Genomic DNA, 20307 nt, shown 5'->3' on the forward strand with positions numbered 1-20307 from the left:
AGTTTTCGGCGGCCGCAGGATGGGAGTGACATGTCACAGGTTCTTCCTGATGACGCAACACTGGTCCACGACCTCATTGGCATCGGCTTCGGGCCGTCCAATGTCGCCATGGCGATCGCACTGACCGAGCACAACGCACGGGCCGACGGGCAGGAGACGATCACCGCCCGCTTCTTCGAGCAGCAGCCGCGCTTCGGCTGGCACCGCGGCATGCTGATCGACGACGCGACCATGCAGGTGTCCTTCCTCAAGGACCTGGTGACGCTCCGGAACCCGGCGAGCGAGTTCAGCTTCCTCTGCTACCTCCAGAGCAGGGGACGGCTGATCGACTTCATCAACCACAAGAACCTCTTCCCGCTGCGGGTGGAGTTCCACGACTACTTCGAGTGGGCCGCCGCCAAGGTCGACGACCTGGTCTCCTACGGCCACGAGGTCGTCGGCGTGGCGCCCGTCGAGCGGGACGGGACCGTGCGGCACCTGGAGGTGACGGTCCGTTCGGGGGAGGGGCTGGAGGTCCACCGGGCCCGCAACCTCGTCATCGGCACCGGGCTGCGCCCCCTCGTGCCCGAGGGCGTCGAGCGCGGCGACCGCGTCTGGCACAACTCCGAACTGCTCGCCAAAGTCGACGCGTTGGAGGGCACCTCGCCCTCCCGGTTCGTCGTCGTCGGCGCCGGGCAGAGCGCCGCGGAGAACGTCGCCTACCTGCACCGCCGCTTCCCCGATGCCGAGGTGTGCGCGGTCTTCGCCCGCTACGGCTACAGCCCCGCCGACGACAGCGGCTTCGCCAACCGGATCTTCGACCCCGCGGCGGTCGACGAGTACTTCACCGCGCCCGCCGGCGTCAAACGCCGGCTGATGGACTACCACGGCAACACCAACTACTCCGTCGTGGACATCGACCTGATCGACGACCTGTACCGGCAGATGTACCGGGAGAAGGTGCTCGGCACCGAGCGGCTGCGGTTCCTCAACGTCTCCCGGCTGACCGACGTCAAGGAGACCCCGGAGAAGGTACGTGCCACCGTGACCTCGCTCGTCACCGGGGAGGAGACCCCGCTGGACGCGGACGTCGTGGTGTTCGCCACCGGCTACAGCCCCGCCGACCCCCTCGGCCTGCTCGGCGAGGTCGCGGACCGCTGCCTGCGGGACGACGAGGGCCTGGTCCGGGTCGAGCGCGACTACCGCATCGCGACGGATCCCGGCCTGCGCTGCGGGATCTACCTCCAGGGCGGCACCGAACACACCCACGGCATCACGTCGTCCCTGCTGTCCAACACCGCCATCAGGGTCGGGGAGATCCTGCAGTCGCTCCTCGACCGCGGCGTCGAGCCCGCTTCCGGCGCTGCCCGAACGGTCGCCGACGGGACCGGCAGTACGGCGCGTTAGTGTACGTCGCCATGACCACGACTGCGGCCCGGCGCCCCGCGCCCCCCGGGGAGACAACTCAGGCCCGCCGAAAGCGGGTTGCGGGACTGGGCGTGCTCGGGGTGCTCGTCGTGGTCGCGGCGGCGGCGTCCCTGGCCGTCGGCGCGCGCGCGTTGAGTCCGGCCGACGTGTGGCACGGGCTGCTCGCGGAGCCCGGCTCCGACCAGCGGCTCACCGAGATCCGGCTCATCGTGCAGACCGTGCGGGTGCCCCGCACGGTGCTCGCGGTCGTGGCGGGCATCGCGCTGGGCGTCGGCGGCGCGCTGATCCAGGGGTACACGCGCAACCCGATCGCCGACACCGGTCTGCTGGGCGTCAACGCCGGAGCGTCGTTCGCCGTGGTGTCGGGGATCGCCCTGTTCGGGTTCACCAGCCCGTTGCAGTACGTCTGGTTCGGCTTCCTGGGCGCGGCGGTCGCCGGTGTCGTGGTGTTCGGACTGGCGAGCATCGGCCGGGGCGCCGGCAATCCGCTGACGCTCGCCCTGGCCGGGCAGGGCGTCACCGTGTTCCTCGCGGCGATGACCACGGCGGTCGCCCTGTCCGACAAGGAGTCGCTGAACGCCCTGCGGTTCTGGAACGCGGGCTCGGTGGCCGGTGTACGGTTCGACGTCATCTGGCCCGTGGCCGCGTTCATCGGGGTCGGCCTGCTGCTGGCCCTGTCCACGCTGCCCGCGATCAACCTGCTGAACCTGGGCGACGACGTGGCCCGGGGCCTGGGGCTGAACATCGCACGGAGCCGGACCGTCGGCATCGTCGCCGTCACCCTGCTGGCGGGCGCGGCGACGGCGGCCTGCGGCCCCATCGCCTTCCTCGGGCTGATGGTGGCCCACGTGGCCCGGTACCTGACGGGGCCGGACTACCGCTGGCTGGTGCCGTACGCGGGGCTGCTCGGGGCCGTGGTGCTGCTGGTCTGCGACATCGCGGGACGCCTGGTGGTGCGGCCGGGCGAGCTGGACGCGGGAATCGTCGTCTCTCTCCTGGGCGCACCGTTCTTCGCGGTCCTGGTGTGGCGTGGAAAGTTCAAGAGCGCGTGAACGGGGCGGACGTGAAGACGCAGCAGACGGACGCGAGGCCGTCCCTGACACCGGGCGTGCGGCTCGGCAGTGTGTCGTTCGTCTGGCGGCCCTGGCTGGCCTGCGTCACGCTCCTGCTGGCGGCGGGGGCCTTCCTGCTGTTCTGCGTGTCGATCGGTGTGGGTGACTTCCCGATCGCCCTGCCCCGCGTGGTCGCCACGATCTTCGGCGGCGGCGAACAGGTCGACGAGTTCGTCATCATGGACCTGCGGATGCCGCGTGCCCTGGCGGGCCTCGTCGTCGGGACCGCGCTCGGGGTGTCCGGGGCGATCACCCAGTCCATCGCGCGCAATCCGCTGGCCAGCCCCGACGTACTCGGCATCACCAGCGGCGCGAGCGCGGTCGCCGTGTTCCTGGTGACCGTGTCGGGCGGCACCGCCGCGGCGATCACCGACTCCGTGGGACTGTCGGCCGCGGCGCTCGCGGGCGGTCTCGGCACCGGTCTGCTGGTGTACTTCCTGGCCTGGCGCAGGGGCATCGACGGCTTCCGGCTGATCCTCATCGGCATCTCGGTGACCGCCATGATGCAGGCGGTCACGACCTGGCTGCTCGTCACCGCCGACATCAGGGACGTGGCCCGGGCCCAGGCGTGGCTGGTCGGCTCGCTGGACAACCGGTCCTGGGACGAGGTCTCGCTCGCCCTGTGGTGCACGCTCGTCCTGCTGGCCGTCGTGTCGTGCGTCGCCTTCCAGTTCAAGCCCCTGCACTTCGGCGACGACATCGCCGCCGGCCTCGGCGTGCGGTACGCGAGGGTGCGGGCCGTGCTGCTGCTGTGCGCGGTGCTGCTGGCCGGCGCGGCGGTGAGCGCGGCGGGACCGGTCCCGTTCGTCGCGCTGGTCGCGCCGCAGGTGGCGATGCGCCTCGGCAGGCATCCCACGCCGCCCATGGCGGCCTCCGGCATGGTGGGGGCGCTGCTGCTGACCGGCTCGGACCTGGTCGCCCGCGCGGTGCTGCCGGTCTCCCTGCCGGTCGGTGTCGTCACCGCAGCGATCGGTGGCCCCTTCCTCGTCTATCTGCTGGTGCGGGCGAACCGCCGATAGCCGTACGCGGATCGCTGGTACGCCGACAGCTGGTACAAAGTAAGGCGAGCCTAAACAAGGGGGCCTTGTGGTCGTTCAGTCCATCTCGGGAGTGAAACCCGGCGTCGACGGCGCCTCGCGGCTGGCAGCCAGGGGCGTCACGGTCGGGTACGGCGCCCGGACCGTCATCGACGAGCTCGACGTGACCGTCCCGCCCGGCGTCGTCACCACGATCATCGGTCCCAACGGCTGCGGGAAGTCCACCCTGTTGCGCACCCTGTCGCGGCTGCTGAAGCCGGCCGGCGGAAGGGTCGTACTGGACGGCGAGGACATCGCCACCCTCCGCACCAGGGACGTGGCGAAGAAGCTCGGCCTGCTGCCGCAGGCACCGGTGGCGCCGGAAGGGCTGACGGTGTCCGACCTGGTCGCCAGGGGCCGCCATCCGCACCAGAGCTGGCTGCGCCAGTGGTCGTCGGACGATGCCGACGTCGTGGCGCGCGCGCTGGCCATGACCGGCGTGTCCGACCTCGCCGACCGCCCGGTCGACTCCCTCTCCGGCGGTCAGCGGCAGCGCGTCTGGATCTCGATGACCCTGGCCCAGGGCACCGACCTGCTGCTGCTCGACGAGCCGACCACCTACCTGGACCTCGCGCACGCGATCGACGTCCTGGACCTGGTGGACGACCTGCACGAGTCCGGGTGCACGGTGGTCATGGTGCTGCACGACCTCAACCTGGCCACGCGCTACAGCGACAACCTGGTCGTGATGCGGGACGGGGCGATCCTCGCGCAGGGGCACCCCCGTGACGTGATCACCGCCGAACTGCTGCACGAGGCCTTCGGGCTGCGCGCCAAGGTGATCGACGACCCGGTCGGCGACCGGCCGCTCATCGTGCCGATAGGGCGGGCCCACGTCGAACTCGACCGTCTCGAGCCGGAGTTGCGGTAGTGAGGGTAGGCTAACCTCACTCAGGCGCGATAAGGTTTGCTGCCCTTAGACGGGGGCGCAGTGGACAGCGCGACAGCAAGGGATCCCCGGATGCTCTTCCAGAGAACGACGCGTATGAGGCCCTGGCGACGACTGGCGGCGGCACTGTCGGCCGCCGCTCTCGGCGTCGGCCTCCTCGCAGGATGCGGTTCCGACTCCGACGACCCGGCGGACAAGGCGGGCGGCGACGCCCCCGCCGGCGCCGGCGGCACCTTCCCGGTCACCGTGGAGCACGCGTTCGGCACCACGAAGGTCACCGAGGCTCCCAAGAGGGTCGTCTCCGTCGGCTACACGGACGACCAGACCGTCCTGGCCTTCGGCATCAAGCCGGTCGGCATGGTCGACCAGTACCCGAACCCGGCGGGTCAGAGCCCCGACATCAACACCCAGTGGCCCTGGGTGAAGGACAAGTGGGGCGACACCGAGCCCGAGGTCGTCATGAAGAACGGCGACGACGGCCCCAACTACGAGAAGATCGCCGCCCTGCGCCCCGACCTGATCGTCGCGGTCTACTCCGAGATCGACCAGGCCGGCTACGACAAGCTGTCCAAGATCGCCCCGACGGTCGCCCGCACCAAGACCGAGAAGGAGCCCTTCAGCGCGCCCTGGCAGGACAACGCGCTCCACATCGCCAAGGCACTCGGCAAGGCCGAGGAGGGCGAGAAGATGGTGGCCGACATCCAGGCCAAGCTCGACACCGCCAAGAAGGAGCACCCCGAGTTCGCGGACCGGACCGCGGTGGTGCTGTCCTGGTACGAGAAGTCGGTGGCGCCCTTCACCTCCACCGACGTGCGCGGACGCCTCGTGACGGGGCTCGGGTTCAAGTACCAGACGGAGATCGACAAGGTGGCGGGCGGCGACTTCTACACGACGCTCTCCCCGGAGCGGGTCGACCTGGTCGACGTCGACCGCGTCTTCGTCATCAACGACCAGGCGGACCAGGACGCGTTGAAGGAGTTCGAGCTGTTCGCCAACCTGGACGCGGTGAAGAACGGCAAGGTGTCGTACCTGCTGGACAGCGAGGGCCCGGCGGTCGGCGCGGCCATCTCCCAGGGCACCCTGCTGTCGATGCCGTACGCCATCGACGAACTCGTCAAGGCGGCCGGGCAGGGGTGAGCCGCACCGACACACGCGTCGCCCCGGCGATCCTCCGTACGGCGACCGGACGCGAGGCCGCCCGATGGGTCGGGACGCACTGCCGCGAGGCGCCGTGGCTGACGACCGCCACCGTGCTCACCACGGTGGCGGGGGCGGCGCTCCAGGTGCTCCCGGTGCTGCTGCTCGGCCGGGTGGTGGACGCCGTGGTCGAGGGCGAGTCGCAGTCCGTCCTGGTCACGATCGGGGCCTTGCTGGTGGCCGCCGCGCTGCTCGGCGCGGCGGCCACCGCGGCGTCGACGTACCTGATCGGACGGCTCGGCGCCGACCTGCTCGCCCGGCTGCGGGAAGGCGCCGTGCGGGCGGTGCTGGGCATGCCCAGCGCACGGATCGAGCAGGTCGGCCGGGGCGACGTGCTGTCCCGGGTCGGCGACGACGTGGCCGTCATCTCCAAGGGCATCCGCACCGCCGTCCCCACGGTGTTCTCGGCGGGAGTCCTCGTCGCCATCGCCACGGCCGGCATGTTCGGGCTGGACTGGCGGCTCGGTCTCGCGGGCGCCGGCGCGCTGCCCGCGTACGCGCTGGCCCTGCGCTGGTACCTGCCCAGGTCCGCGCCGCTCTACCGCAAGCAGCGCAGGGCGCAGGCCGACCGCGCGCAGGCCCTGATCAGCGGGCTCAACGGCATCGACACGGTCCGCGCGTACCGGCTCGAGGAGGCGTTCCGCGAGCAGGTCACCCGTGAGTCGTGGCGGGTGCGCGACCTCGGTATCGAGGTGTTCCGCTTCTTCGGCCGGTTCGTCGGCCGGGAGAACCGCGCCGAGTTCATCGGTCTGTCCCTGATCATCGTGGTGGGCTACGCCCTGCTGGAGGCAGATGCCGCGACCCTGGGCGAGGTGTCGGCGGCCCCGCTGCTGTTCCACCGGCTCTTCACCCCGCTGGGCGCCATCATGTTCACCTTCGACGAGGCGCAGAAGTCGGGCGCGAGCCTGACCCGACTGGTCGGCGTGCTGGGGGAGGAGGCGGCGGACCGGCTGGTGGGCGACACGTCGGTCACCGCGGCGGACACCGGGCCGCACCCGGTGACGGTGAAGGGGCTGACGTTCCGCTACCCCGGCACCGAGGAACCCGTCCTGCGGGACGTCTCCCTGACCATCCCGGCCGGCGGCTCCCTCGCCCTGGTCGGGGCGACGGGCGCGGGCAAGACCACGCTGGCCGCGCTGATCGCGGGCATCGGGACTCCCGAGACGGGGTCGGTGCGGGTCGGGACGACCGACCTGGCCTCGCTCGACGAGGCCGGGGCGCGTGCCCTGGTGAGCATCCTGACCCAGGAGACGCACGTGTTCTCCGGTCCGCTCGCCGACGACCTGCGGCTGGCCGCGCCGGAGGCGACCGACGCGGAACTCACGGCCGCCCTGCGCACCGTGGGCGCCGACGCGTGGGTCGACGACCTGCCCGAGGGGCTGCGCACCGTGGTCGGCGAGGGCGGCGAACGCCTCGACGTCACCAAGGTCGCCCAGATCGCCCTGGCCCGGCTGGTGCTGAGCCGGTCGCCGGTGGTGGTGCTGGACGAATCGACGGCGGAGGCGGGCAGCGAGGGCGCCGCCGAGCTGGAACGAGCCGTGCTGGCCGCCTGCGCGGGCCGCACCACCCTCTTCGTCGCACACCGGCTGACCCAGGCGATGGCGGCCGACCGGATCGCCGTGCTGGACGCGGGACGGGTCGTGGAGGAAGGCACGCACGAGGAACTGGTCGCCCTGGGCGGGCGGTACGCACGGCTGTGGCGGGCCTGGCGGGAGGGCAGCCAGGCGGCCTAGTTAGGTCTTCCTAAGTTAGGTTAGCCTGCCTTCATTCCTTGGAAGGGGCGTTGAGTCTTCGATGATGGAACCGAGCGCTCGTCACATACCGCTTACTCCCGAGCAACTGGCCGGCATCCGCCGCCGCACCGGCCACTTCCCCGACCGCACCATCGCCGAGGCCTGCGCCGTCGGACTGTCGTACTGGGCGACCGGCCGCAGCCCCGACGGCATCGACCTCACACCCGGCACCCTCTTTCCCGACGTACTCCGCTGGGTCGACAACGGCGGCTCCCCGGGCGGCGGTCGGGACGTCGGAGCCGACGGCCGGAGCGTCCCGCTTCCGGACGGCGTCGCGCTCGACGACGCGCGCCTCGCCCTGGACGACCTCGCCGACTTCCCGGACCGTCCCGTCGGCACCATCGCACCGGCCGGTGCGGCGGCGCGGCGGGAGGAGCTGGCCCGCTGGAACGACACCGGAGCCGACCGCGTACGCCCGACCCTGGTGGAGATGTTCCGCGAGCAGGCGCGGCTCAGGCCGGACGCCGTCGCCGTCGTCGACGAGCGGCGGACACTGACCTACCGGGAGACGGCCCGGCGCTCCGCCCAGTTGGCCCACCGACTCCTGGAACGCGGGCTCACCGCGGAGCAAGTGGTCGGCATCTCCCTCGAACGCTCCGCGGACATGGTCGTCGGACTGCTCGGAGCGCTCCAGGCGGGCTGCGCGTTCGTGCCGCTCGATCCGCACTGGCCGGCCGCCCGCCGGTCCGTCGTCATCGAGGACGCCCGCGTCGCCGTACAGCTCAACGCCTCGGGAGAGCACGCCGCCGGCGAACCCGAGGCGGTGGCCGTGGACCTCGCCCACTGGGGTCACGGTTCCCTCCCCGAGGAGGCCCCGGAGGTCACCGTCCCCGGCGACGCCCTGGCCTACGTGATCTTCACTTCCGGCTCGACCGGACGCCCCAAGGGCGCCATGATCCGGCACGAGGCGATCAGCGAGCGCCTGCTGTGGCAGGTCCACGAGATCCTGGGCTTCGGCCCCGACGACGCGTCGCTGTTCAAGGCGCCGCTGTCCTTCGACATCTCCGTCAACGAGGTCTTCCTGCCGCTGGTCTGCGGCGGCCGGCTGATCGTCCTGCGGCCCGGCGGCGAGCGCGACCCGCACCACCTGCTGGACGTCATCGCCGAGCAACGCGTCACCTTCACCTACCTCGTGTCGTCCATGCTGGACGTGCTGCTGGAGATCGCGGGCGACTCCGGGCGCCTCGACAGCCTGCGGCACGTCTGGTGCGGCGGCGAGGTGCTGACCCCGGAGCTGTACGAACGGTTCCGCACCCGGCTCGACATCCCCATGTACCACGGCTACGGGCCCGCCGAGACGACGATCGGCGTCTCGCACGTCGTCTACCGCGGCGCGGCCGAACGCCTGTCGACGTCGATCGGCCGGGCCAACCCCAACACCCAGCTGTACGTGCTGGACGACGAACTGCGCCCCGTCCCGGTCGGCGTCGGCGGCGAACTGTACGTCGGCGGTTTCCTGCTGGGCCGCGGCTACGTGAACGCGCCGGGCCTGACGGCGTCCCGGTTCGTGGCGAACCCCTTCGCCGACGACGGCTCCCGCCTCTACCGCACCGGGGACCTCGCCCGCTTCACCCCCGACGGCTCACTGGACTTCCTCGGCCGGGCCGACAACCAGATAAAGATCCGCGGGATGCGGCTGGAGATCGAGGACGTCGAGATCGGCCTCGCCGAGCATCCAGGTGTCCGGCACACCTGCGTCGTCGCCAGGAAGAACACGGCGGGCGGCACCTACCTCGTCGGCTACGTGATCCCGGCCGCCGGGCACGACGGGCTGCGGGCCGCCGACGTCAAGGCGTGGGCCGGCGAACACATGGTGGAGTACATGGTGCCCGCCCACATCGTCGTACTGGAGGAGTTCCCGCTCACCGCGAACGGCAAGGTCGACCGGAACGCGCTGCCCGACCCCGAACCCACGACGGCCTCGGTCGTCCCGCCCGCCTCGGAGAAGGAACGCGCGGTGTGCGAGGCGGTCGCGGCACTGCTGCAACTGGACCGTGTCGGCGTCGACCAGGACTTCTTCCAGCTCGGCGGCGACAGCATCCTCGCGATCTCGCTGCTCGGTGCCCTGCGCGGGGCGGGGCTCCACGTCACGGCACGGCAGATCCTCACCCACAGCACCCTGGGGGCGCTCGCCGCGGTGGCGAGCCGTGAGGACACCGCGTTCGTGGACCACCGCGACGTGCCGACCGGCACCGTGGTGGGTTCCCCCATCGTGCAGTGGCTCGGCGAGACCACGGACGAGATCGACGGCTTCGTGCAGTCGGTGGTCCTCAACACCCCGGCGGAGCTGACCGCCGCCGCCCTCGACGAACTCCTCGCCGCCCTGGTCGCGCGGCACGCCATGCTGCGCGCCTGGCTGGTGCGCGGCGACCGCTGGAGCTTCGACATCCCGGAGGCGGACGGCTCCGCGCCACGGTGGCGGGAGAGCGACCGGCCGCTGGAGGAGTGCGTCGCCCTCGCCACCGACGAGCTGGACCCCGACCACGGCACCATGCTGAGCGCCGTCTGGCGGCGCGAGGCCCGCCAGCTCGTCCTGGTAGCCCACCATGTCGTGGCCGACGGGGTCTCCTGGCGGATCCTGATGGAGGACCTGGCCACCGGCTGGCGCCAGTGCGCCTCGGGAGCACCGGTCGAACTGCCGCCGACCGGCACGTCGTTCCGGCGCTGGACGCAGCTGCTGGAACGTGCGGCGTTCGACGCGGACAGCGCCTGCTTCCGACGTGCCCTGCCGGGTCCGGACGAGCCGCTCGCCAGGCGAACGCCGAACGAGTCGGACACCGTCGCCCGGGAGCGGGTCCGGACCGTCTCGGTGGGACCCGAGGTCACGGCCGCCCTGCTGGGGCAGACGCCCGCGAAGTTCCACGCGGGCGTCAACGACGTCCTGCTGACCGCGCTCGCCGTCGCCCTCGCCCGCCGGCGGCGCGACCTCGGACAGGACCAGACCTTCGCGTACATCGAACTCGAAGGCCACGGACGCGAGCCGCATTTCGTGGCGCCGACCGCCGGCTTCGAACCCGAACTGTCGAGGACCGTCGGCTGGTTCACCACCCTGTTCCCGGTGACCGTGGACCCCGGACCCGCCACCGACCCCACCGCCCCCGAGTACCTGGCCGCCGCGCTCAAGGCGGTCAAGGAAGACCTCGCCCGAGTGCCGGACAACGGCGTCTCCTACGGAGCCCTGCGCTACCTGGCCGACAGCGAGTTCGACGCCCCCGCACCCCAAGTGCTCTTCAACTACCTGGGCCGCTTCGAGGCGGGCGCGCCCGGGAACTGGCAACTCTCCGACACGACCGGGCAGCTGGGGGAACGGCGAGACCCGAGGATGCGCCTGCCGCGCCCCCTGGAGTTCAACGCGATCGCCGAACCCGACCCGAGTGGCGGTTACCGACTGGCCACCACCCTGTCCTGGCCCGAGGGGATGTTCACCGAGGAGGACATCGAGTCCCTGGGCGCCTACTACCTCCAGGCCCTGACCGGGCTCGCCGCCCTCGAACACGGCGGCCACTCGCCCAGCGACTTCGCCCCGCTGGTGCTCACGCAGGCCGACGTCGACGCCCTGGACGGCCCCGCCCTGCGGGACATCCTGCCGCTCACCCCGCTCCAGGAAGGCCTCTACTTCCACTCCGTCTACGACGACGCCTCGACGGGCAGCTACGTCGAGCAGCAACTGCTCACCCTGGAGGGCGAGGTGGACGCGGGCCGGCTCGCGGCGGCGGCCACCCGCCTGCTCACGCTCCACCCGAACCTGGCCGCCCGGTTCGTGCCCCTCGCCGACGGCCGGGTGGTCTCCGTACTGGACAACGGTGCCGAGGCGCCCTTCACCACTCTCGACCGCCCCGGCATCACCGCCGACGAGATCCGCGACCTCGCCGAGCGCGACCGCCGTGCCGGTTTCGACCTGGCCACCGGCCCGCTGATGCGGTACACGCTCGTCCGCGGGGGCCCCGACGGCGACGTGCTGGTGCAGACCGTGCACCACATCGTCGCCGACGGCTGGTCGGTGATGCCGATGCTGCGCACCCTGCTCGCCGAGTACCACGCGCCGGGGACGGTGCACCCGCTCGGCGGCTTCCCCGACCACGCGCGCCGGCTCGCCCGACGCGACGACGAGCTCAGCGACCGGGTGTGGCGCGAACAGCTCGACGGACTCGCCGGCCCTTCCCTCGTCGCCCAGGGGCACTCGCCGTCCGACCGGTTCGCGGACACCGCGGTGGAGCCCGCGGACGACATCGACATGGCCGTCCGGTCGGCCGGCGTGCCGTTGAGCGTGGCCGTGCACAGCGCCTGGGCGGTGACGCTGGGCGGCATCCTGCGCCGCACGGACGTGGTGTTCGGGTCCACGGTGTCCGGACGCGACGCCGACGTGCCCGGCGTCGAGGACATGGTGGGCCTGTTCATCAACACCGTTCCCCTGCGCGCCCGGTGGTCCGCCGCCACCACCGCGCGGGACCTGCTCGCCTCGGTGAGGGAACACCAGAGCGCGGTGCTGCCGCACCAGCACGTCTCGTTGTCCGCCCTCACCCGGGCGGCCGGCACCGGCACCCTGTTCGACACCTTGGTGGTCTTCGACGTCGCGGCCGACGTCGAGGGTCTCCGGGCGCCGGACCACACGCTGGCGATCACCCGCATCGAGAACGAGGGCGCTCCCCACTACCCGCTGACCCTGGTGGTGGAACGCACGTCCGACGGGCGTCCCCGCTTCAACCTGATCCACGACGGCGAGCTGCTGCGCGAGTCGAGCGCCCGGCACATCCTGCACACCTTCGTCCGGACCCTCACGGGCTTGCTCAGCCGGCCGGACGCCCTCGTCGACGACGTGGCGTCCGAGGGAACCCGGCGCCCGGCACCGGTGGCCCCGACCACCCTGGCCGGGCTGTTCGACGCCGCCGCGGACCGCGCCCCGGCCGCCGTCGCCGTCACCCAGTGCGGTCTCGACGGCACCACCCGGTCCCTCACCTACGGTGAACTCGCCGCCGCGAAGGACGCGTTGGCCTCCGCCCTGCGCGCCGCCGGAACCGGACCGGGCCGACGGGTCGCCGTCGCCGTCCCACGCTCCGTGGAACAGGTCGTCGCCCTCGTCGCGATCGTCAGCGCGGGCGGCGCGTACGTGCCACTGGACCTGGCGTACCCCGACGACCGGCTGGCGTACATCCTCGCCGACGCCGGCCCGCAGGTCGTCCTGGTGGACGCGGGGCAACGCGACCGCTTCACCCGGCTGCTGTCCCGGGCGGGCGTGGCCGCGCGCGTTCTCGTGCAGGGCGACGAGCGGCAGGAGGCCGAGGGACAGGAGACCGAAGGGCAGGAGGCCGAGGGACAGGAGAGCGAAGGGCGGGAGCCCGAGCGGCGGCGGGAGCCCGAGCGGCGGCGGGCCGCCGAGAATGACCCGGGCGCCGATCCCGACTGGCACGATCCCGCGTACGTGATCTACACCTCCGGCTCGACGGGCAGGCCCAAGGGTGTCGTCGTCCCGCACTCCAGTGTGGTGACGCTGCTCGCCAACACCCAGGACGACATGGCCTTCGGCCCCGACGACGTCTGGGTCCAGTTCCACTCCTTCTCCTTCGACTTCGCGGTCTGGGAGCTGTGGGGCGCGCTGGCGCACGGCGGTCGCCTGCTGGTGCCGGAGTACGGGCTGACCCGTTCCCCGGTCGACTTCCACCGGCTGGTCCGCGAGCATGGAGTGACCGTGCTCAACCAGACGCCGTCGGCGTTCTACCGGTTCATGGAGGCCGACCGGCAGGCCGGCGAGCCGCTGCCCGCACTGCGCCGCGTCATCTTCGGCGGCGAGGCACTGGACCTCGGGCGGCTGCGGGGCTGGGCCGCCCGGCACGGCACCGGCTCGCCCGAGCTGGTCAACATGTACGGCATCACCGAGACGACCGTCCACGTCACCCACCGGGTGCTGACCGACGCCGACTTCGCCACCGGCGACGGCGTCAGCCCCATCGGCGGCCCGCTGCCCGGCCTGGTCACCTACCTGCTGGACGACCGGCTGCGCCCGGTCCCGCCGGGGGAGGAGGGCGCCATCTACGTCGCCGGTGACCAGGTGTCGCTCGGCTACCTGGGGCGGCCGGGGCTCACCGCCGGCCGGTTCGTGGCGAACCCGTTCACGGGCGACGGCACGCGCATGTACCACACCGGCGACCTCGCCCGCCGGACGCTCGACGGCGAGCTGGAGTTCACCGGCCGCGCCGACGATCAGGTGCAGCTCAAGGGATTCCGCATCGAACTCGGCGAGGTGGAGTCCGCGATCAGGGAACTCGACGGCGTGCTCGACGTGGCCGTCACCGTCGCGGACGCCGGCGACCACCTGGTCGCCCACGTGGTGGGCCGGGCGCCCGGAAACCTCACCGAGACCCTGTCGGCGAAGCTGCCCGCGTACATGGTGCCGAGCCGGGTTCTGCCCCTGGACGCCCTGCCGCTGACGGTCAACGGCAAACTGGACCGCAAGGCACTCACCGAGCGCGCGGCCCGGGACCACGCCGAGGACGCCGTCCGCGGCCCCGCGGTCGTCCCAGGCGGTGCCGCGCTCGCCACCCTGGTGGAGATCTTCACCGCCACCCTGCCCGGCGCGCCCGTCAACGCCGACACCGACTTCTTCCGCGCCGGAGGCGACAGCATCGTCGCCATCACCGTGATCAACCGCGCCCGGGCCCTCGGCCTGCCGGTCGCGCCGAGGGACGTGTTCCTGTTCAGGACCCCGCGCGCGATCGCCGAACACCTGGCGGCGGAGGGAACCGGCGGACGGCGGACCACGGAGGCCGCGCCCGTCCGCCACGAGGACGGCCCGCTCCCGCCCACGCCGATCATCCTGCGCCAGCGGGAACTGGGCGGCTCGCTCGCCCGGTTCGCCCAGGCCAGGGCGGTGCCCGCGCCCGAGGGCACCGGGTTCGCCGACGCCGAGCGGGCCGCGTGCGCCGTCGTCGCCGCCCACCCGGCCCTGCGGCTGCGGCTGCGCGTCGACCACGGGGTGTGGTCCCTGCGCACCGAACCCGCCCGTGAGATCACCGTCGACCGGACGGACACCGACGCCACGACCGCCGCGAACCGCGCCGCCGGACGGCTCGACCCCGAGACCGGGCGCGTCGTCGCTTTCTCCTGGCTGGAGGCGAGCCGGACCCTGGTGGTCACCGTCCACCACCTCGCCGTCGACTCGGTCTCCTGGCTGATCCTGCTGGACGACCTGACCACCGCGATGCGCGGCGCACCCCTGGCACCGCCCACCACCTCCTACACCGAATTCGCCGAAGCACTCGCCTCCCGGCCCACCCACGAGGCCGGCGACCTGGACCACTGGATCACCACCCTCCGGGCACCCGCGCCGCTCCCCACCGGCGGCCCCCGGCGCGACACCACGGCCGTCCTCCCGCCCGGCCCGAGCGAACGCCTGACGAGGACCGCGCCGGCCGCCCTCGGCGTCGGCATCACCGAACTGCTCTGCGGCGCCCTGCGCGTCGCGCTCACCCGAGTCCAGCCCGAGCCCACCGACCTCGCGATCGACCTGGAGCGGCACGGCCGGGTCCCCGCCCTCCCGCACCACGACTACACCCGCACCGTCGGCTGGTTCACCGCCGTCGCGCCCGTGCGGCTCACCGCGCACACCGATCCCGTGGCCGCCGCCAAGGAGGCCGACGCACGCCGCCCCGACGACGACGCGCACGTCGCCTACGGCCGGCTCAGGTACCTCGACCCGCAGACGGCGCCACTGCTGACCGCACGCCCCCAGGTGCTGTTCAACTACCTCGGCAGGAGCGCCGAGTCCCGGGCACCGCACCTCACCACCGGCGACCAGGGCAGCCCGTACGCCGTCGAGGTCAACGCCTGGACCGACGACGCCACCGGCAGCCTGCACGCCGCCTTCACCCTCGCCGAGGGCATCCCCGACGAGATCACCGAGCACTGGCACCGGGCGCTGGAACGCCTCGCGGACGCCGCCGCGACGGCCGAGCGCACGGCACCGGTCACCCCGCTCCAGCGCGGCCTGTTCTTCCAGGCCCAGTTGACGGGGCCCGCCGGGCACTACGTCGCGCAGAGCTGGTTCACCTTCGACCGGCGCCTCGACCCCGGCGCGCTGGCCGACGCGATGGCCCACGTGATCGCCCGGCACCCCGTCGTGGGCGCCGGATTCACCACCGACGAGGAGGGAAACCCGGTCCAAGTGCTGGTGGCGGACCGGAAAGTCGCCGTCCGTACGGTCGAGGCGGCGACGGACGCCGAGGCCGAGGCCCTGCGGGCGCGGGACCGGGAGGCCGGATTCGATCCGGGTGAGCCGCCACTGATCCGGCTCACCGTGGTGCGCCTGCCCGACGACCGCGACGGCCTGCTGCTCAGCTACCACCTGCTGCTGTGGGACGGCTGGTCCCGCGAGATCGTGCTGCGGGACCTGTTCGACGCCTACCGGGCCGTACTCGACGGACAACCGCCGACCCCCGTCCCGGCCACTCCGAGTTTCGAGGACCACGCCCGGCGACTCGCCGCCGAGGACTCCGCCGCAGCGGAACGCTTCTGGGCTCGGCACCTGTCCGGACTGCCCGGTCCGACGCTGCTCGCCGGACCGGCGCCCGCCCTCCCGGACGACCTGCCACGAGCCCTCGTGCACACGCTGTCCGCCGAACGGTCCGACCGGCTGCGGGCCGCCGCGCGGACCCACGGCGTCACGCTGAACTCGGTGCTGACCGGCGCGTTCGGCCTGCTGCTCGGCGCACACACCGGCCGGGACGACGCCGTGTTCGGCGTGACCGTCTCCGGCCGCGAGGGCGAGGGACTGTCCGGCATCGTCGGCGTCCTGCTGAACACCGTGCCGATGTGGACACGGCCACGGCCGGGCGACACGGTCCGCGCGTACTTGACGGCCGTGCAGGCGGCCCGGGTCGAGGCGATGGAGCACGAGCACCTGGGGCTCGGCGAGATCCAGCGGGCCAGTGGGCACGACACGCTCTTCGACAACCTGTTCGTGCTCCAGAACTTCCTCGACCTGGACGCCTTCGCCGAGATGAACGCCAGGCACGGCATCACCTCGGTACAGGCCGACGACTCCACGCACTACCCGTTCACCTGGGTCGTCACCCCCGGCGACCGGCTCACCGTCAAGCTGGAGTACCGCGACCACGACACCGCGCACGCCCGCCGCCTCCTCGACGACTACCTGCGCGTGCTCGACGACCTGGCACGGTCGACGGGACCGGTCGGCGCGCTGCCGGGGGTGGGGCCCGAGCCCACGTCCACCGCCCGCACGGACGTCGGCACGGACACCGTCGTCGACCGGTTCGACCTGGCCGCGGACCGCGATCCGGGGCGGGTGGCGCTCGTGGCGCACGGTTCGGCGATGACCTTCGCCGAACTCAGGGACCGCAGCCGGGCCGTGGCCGGGGTGCTCGCCCGGCGCGGCATCGGACCCGAGACGACCGTGGGCCTCGCCCTCCCGCGCTCCCTCGACTCCATCGTGGCGCTCTTCGCCGTACTGCGCGTCGGCGCCGCTTACGTGCCCCTGGAGCTGGACCATCCCGACGAGCGGATCGCCGCGATCGTCGCGGACGCCCGCCCGGAGGTGATCATCACGGTGAGTTCCGTGTCGTCCCGGCTGACCGGCGACCTGATCGAACTGGACCGTCCGCTGCCCGAGGCCGAACCGTTCACCACGTTCGACCCCGACGACCCCGACCGGCTGCGGCACCCCGCGTACACGATCTACACCTCCGGGTCGACCGGGAAGCCCAAGGGCGTGGTGACCGAGTACGCCGGACTGACCAACATGCTGGTCAACCACCAGCGACGCATCTTCGCTCCGGTGCTCGCCGAGCACGGCCACCGGGTATTCCGGATCGCGCACACGGTGTCGTTCGCGTTCGACATGTCGTGGGAGGAACTGCTGTGGCTCGCCGACGGCCACGAGGTGCACATCTGCGACGAGGAACTGCGCCGTGACGCGCCCCGCCTGGTCGCCTACTGTCTGGAGCACGGCATCGACGTCGTCAACGTGACCCCGACCTACGCGCAGCAACTGGTCGCCGAGGGCCTGCTCGACGACCCGGCCCGCAGGCCCGCGCTGGTGCTGCTCGGCGGGGAGGCCGTCACCCCCGCCCTGTGGCAGCGGCTCGCCGACACGGAGGGGACGGTCGGCTACAACCTGTACGGGCCCACCGAGTACACCATCAACACCCTCGGCGTCGGCACCTTCGAGTGCCAGGACCCGGTGGTCGGCGTCGCGATCGACAACACCGACGTGTACGTCCTCGACCCGTGGCTGCGGCCCCTGCCCGACGGGGTCCCCGGCGAGCTGTACGTGTCGGGCGTCGGCATCGCGCGCGGCTACCTCGGGCAGCCGGCGCAGACCGCGCACCGCTTCGTCGCGTGCCCCTTCGGCGCGCCGGGCGAGCGCATGTACCGCACCGGGGACCTGGTGGTCCGGCGGTCCGACGGCAACCTGATGTACCTGGGCCGCACCGACCAGCAGGTCAAGATCCGGGGGCACCGGGTCGAACTCGGGGAGGTCGAGGCCGTGTTCGCGGCGCACCCGGCGGTGCGGTTCGTCGCCGCGGTCGCCCAGCCCGATCCGCAGGTCGACGGCGCGTACCGGCTGGCCGCCTATCTCGTGCTGGACGGCGCCGACCTGGCGGCGGTCGCGGCCGAAGTGGGCGCCGGGCTGCCGGACTTCCTGCGCCCGACGCACTACGCGCAGGTCGACGGCATCCCGCTGACCGTGAACGGGAAGGCCGACACCAAGGCGCTGCCGGAGGCCAAGCCGCTGGGCGCGCTGACGACGGCGGGGGAGCGCGGCCCGGCGACGGAGACGGAGACCGTGGTGTGCGAGTTCTTCGCCGAGGCACTGGACCTGGACGACGACGAGGTGAGCGCGGTGAGCGATTTCGTGTCCCTCGGCGGACACTCCATGCTGGCGGTGCGGCTGACCGGGCTGCTCCGCCGGGAGTACGGTCCAGTGATCACGATCCGCGATCTGTTCACCCTGCGAACCCCGGAAGCGATTGCCCGCCACCTCGATGACAACTGCTGACGAGAAGCGGCCCCGCCCGGGGTCCGACATCCTGCGCACCGCGCTGCGCCGCAATGTGGGCGCCATGGCCGGGGGCACCGTCCTCATGGGCCTGTACCAGGCCGGTGAGACCGCCTTCCCCATCGCCCTCGGCCTGATCGTCGAACACACGATGCGGGACCGGAGCCTCGGCTCCCTCGGCGTGTCCATCGCCGCCCTGGCCGTGATCATCACGACCGTGTCGCTGTCGTGGCGGTTCGGGATGCGCGTCCTGCAGAAGGCCAACACGACCGAGGCGCACCGCTGGCGCGTCCGGGTGGCGGAGTGCGGACTCCAGCCGGTGGCCCGGGACGTCGACCTCAAGTCCGGCGAGGTGCTGACCATCGCCACCGAGGACGCCGACCAGACCGCCGACATCATCGAGGTGGTGCCGCTGCTGATCAGCTCCCTGGTCGCGGTGCTGATCGCGGCCGTCGCGCTCGGACTGGCCGACCTGCGGCTCGGCGTGCTCGTGATCGCCGGTACGGTCGCGATCCTGACGGTCCTGAGCTTGATGTCCAGACGGATCGGCTCCAGTACGCGCGAGCAGCAGGCCCGGGTGGCGCGGGCCGGCGCCAAGGTCGCCGACCTGATCATCGGCCTGCGCCCGCTGCACGGCTTCGGCGGCAACCACGCGGCGTTCCGGTCCTACCGCAAGGTCAGCACGGAGGCGAAGCACCAGGCGGTCACCGTCGCGAAGGTGAACGGTGTCTACGCGGGCACCGCGCTGGCCCTCAACGCGGTCCTCGCCGCCGCCGTGACCCTCACGGCCGGCTGGCTGGCGTTCGAGGGGCGGATCAACATCGGTGAACTCGTCATGGCCGTGGGGCTCGCGCAGTTCATCATGGAGCCGCTGAAGCTCTTCTCCGAGATGCCGAAGTACGTGATGATCGCGCGGGCGTCCGCGGAACGGATGGCGCTGGTGCTGACCGCGCCCCCGGTGACGACCCCGGGAGCGGAGCGGCCGGCCCCGGGCTGCGGGCTGGAGGTCGACGGCGTGCGCCACGGGGCGCTGCGCAAGGTGCGGTTCCGGGTCGCCGCCGGGGAGTTCGTCGCCGTCGCCGCCTACCAGCCGCGTGCGGCGGCCGACCTCGCGGCGGTGCTCGCGCTGCGCGTGCCGCCCGACGCGTACGAGGGTGCGGTGCGGGTCGGGGGCCGGGATCTCGCGGACCTGTCGGTCGACGCGGTCCGCGAGCACCTGCTGGTCAACCCGTACGACGGGGAGATCTTCGCGGGCACCCTCCGCACCAACATCGACCCGTCGGGGACCAGCCGCCTGCTGGCGGAGGCCGTCGAGGCGTCCATGCTGACCGACGTCGTCGCCCTGCACCGCGAGGGCCTCGACCACCCCGTCCGCGACCGGGGAGCGAACCTGTCCGGTGGGCAGCGCCAGCGTCTCTCCCTGGCCCGCGCCCTCGCCGCCGACACCGACGTCCTCGTCCTGCGCGACCCGACGACGGCCGTCGACGCCGTCACCGAGCAGCTCATCGCGCGCAACGTCGCCGAGCTGCGCCGAGGGCGTACCACCGTCGTGATCACCAGCAGCCCCGCACTGCTGGACGTCGCCGACCGGGTCCTGGTCCTGGACGACGGCGTCGTCACCGCCGAGGACACGCACCGCAACCTCCTCGCCACCGACGAGGACTACTGCCTCGCCGTGGCCCGGTGACCGCCGGGAACGGTGACGTGTGCCACCTGTTTGCCTCCGTTTCGCGTGTTTGCGCTCGCGTCGACGGGAAAGGGGCTCTGTGATCACCGGTGGTGACAATCCGGTGCACAGCGTCCGGAACCTGAGAAACAAGGA

8 protein-coding genes are annotated in these 20307 nt (G+C 72.4%); all 8 read left to right on the forward strand.

What is annotated here, in order from left to right:
• Positions 1 to 30: 30 nt before the first annotated feature.
• The 8 genes from ACLIN4_RS33260 (at position 31) to ACLIN4_RS33295 (ending at position 20172) form a co-directional block, all read left to right on the forward strand.
• Complete coding sequence (locus ACLIN4_RS33260) at positions 31 to 1386, forward strand: lysine N(6)-hydroxylase/L-ornithine N(5)-oxygenase family protein (RefSeq protein WP_107478734.1); 1356 nt, start codon at positions 31 to 33, stop codon at positions 1384 to 1386.
• An 11-nt stretch (positions 1387 to 1397) separates the two neighbouring features.
• Positions 1398 to 2459 carry a FecCD family ABC transporter permease gene (locus tag ACLIN4_RS33265; RefSeq protein ID WP_364910972.1) on the forward strand — a complete coding sequence of 354 codons (1062 nt, stop codon included), beginning with the start codon at positions 1398 to 1400 and terminating at the stop codon, positions 2457 to 2459.
• A gap of 11 nt (positions 2460 to 2470) precedes the next feature.
• Entirely contained in the window at positions 2471 to 3538 is a 1068-nt protein-coding gene (locus tag ACLIN4_RS33270) for a FecCD family ABC transporter permease (RefSeq protein ID WP_289912820.1), read from the forward strand.
• A 67-nt stretch (positions 3539 to 3605) separates the two neighbouring features.
• Positions 3606 to 4466 (forward strand): ABC transporter ATP-binding protein, encoded by an 861-nt coding sequence (locus ACLIN4_RS33275; RefSeq protein WP_100049731.1) that lies wholly within the window; start codon positions 3606 to 3608, stop codon positions 4464 to 4466.
• 90 nt (positions 4467 to 4556) lie between these two features.
• A complete protein-coding gene (locus ACLIN4_RS33280) occupies positions 4557 to 5621 on the forward strand; it encodes an iron-siderophore ABC transporter substrate-binding protein (protein ID WP_107478732.1) in 1065 nt (354 codons plus the stop codon).
• Positions 5618 to 7414, forward strand: a complete 1797-nt coding sequence (locus ACLIN4_RS33285; protein ID WP_289912814.1) for an ABC transporter ATP-binding protein — start codon at positions 5618 to 5620, stop codon at positions 7412 to 7414. Before ACLIN4_RS33280 ends, ACLIN4_RS33285 begins: the two co-directional genes overlap by 4 nt.
• Positions 7415 to 7475: 61 nt before the next feature.
• Positions 7476 to 18485 carry a non-ribosomal peptide synthetase gene (locus ACLIN4_RS33290; protein ID WP_411576509.1) on the forward strand — a complete coding sequence of 3670 codons (11010 nt, stop codon included), beginning with the start codon at positions 7476 to 7478 and terminating at the stop codon, positions 18483 to 18485.
• Complete coding sequence (locus ACLIN4_RS33295; protein ID WP_107478731.1) at positions 18472 to 20172, forward strand: ABC transporter ATP-binding protein; 1701 nt, start codon at positions 18472 to 18474, stop codon at positions 20170 to 20172. The genes ACLIN4_RS33290 and ACLIN4_RS33295 overlap by 14 nt, the downstream gene beginning before the upstream one ends.
• The last annotated feature ends 135 nt before the right edge of the window (positions 20173 to 20307 follow it).

The sequence above is a fragment of the Streptomyces mutabilis genome (assembly GCF_046628145.1).
GTDB classification, from domain to species: Bacteria; Actinomycetota; Actinomycetes; order Streptomycetales; family Streptomycetaceae; genus Streptomyces; species Streptomyces mutabilis.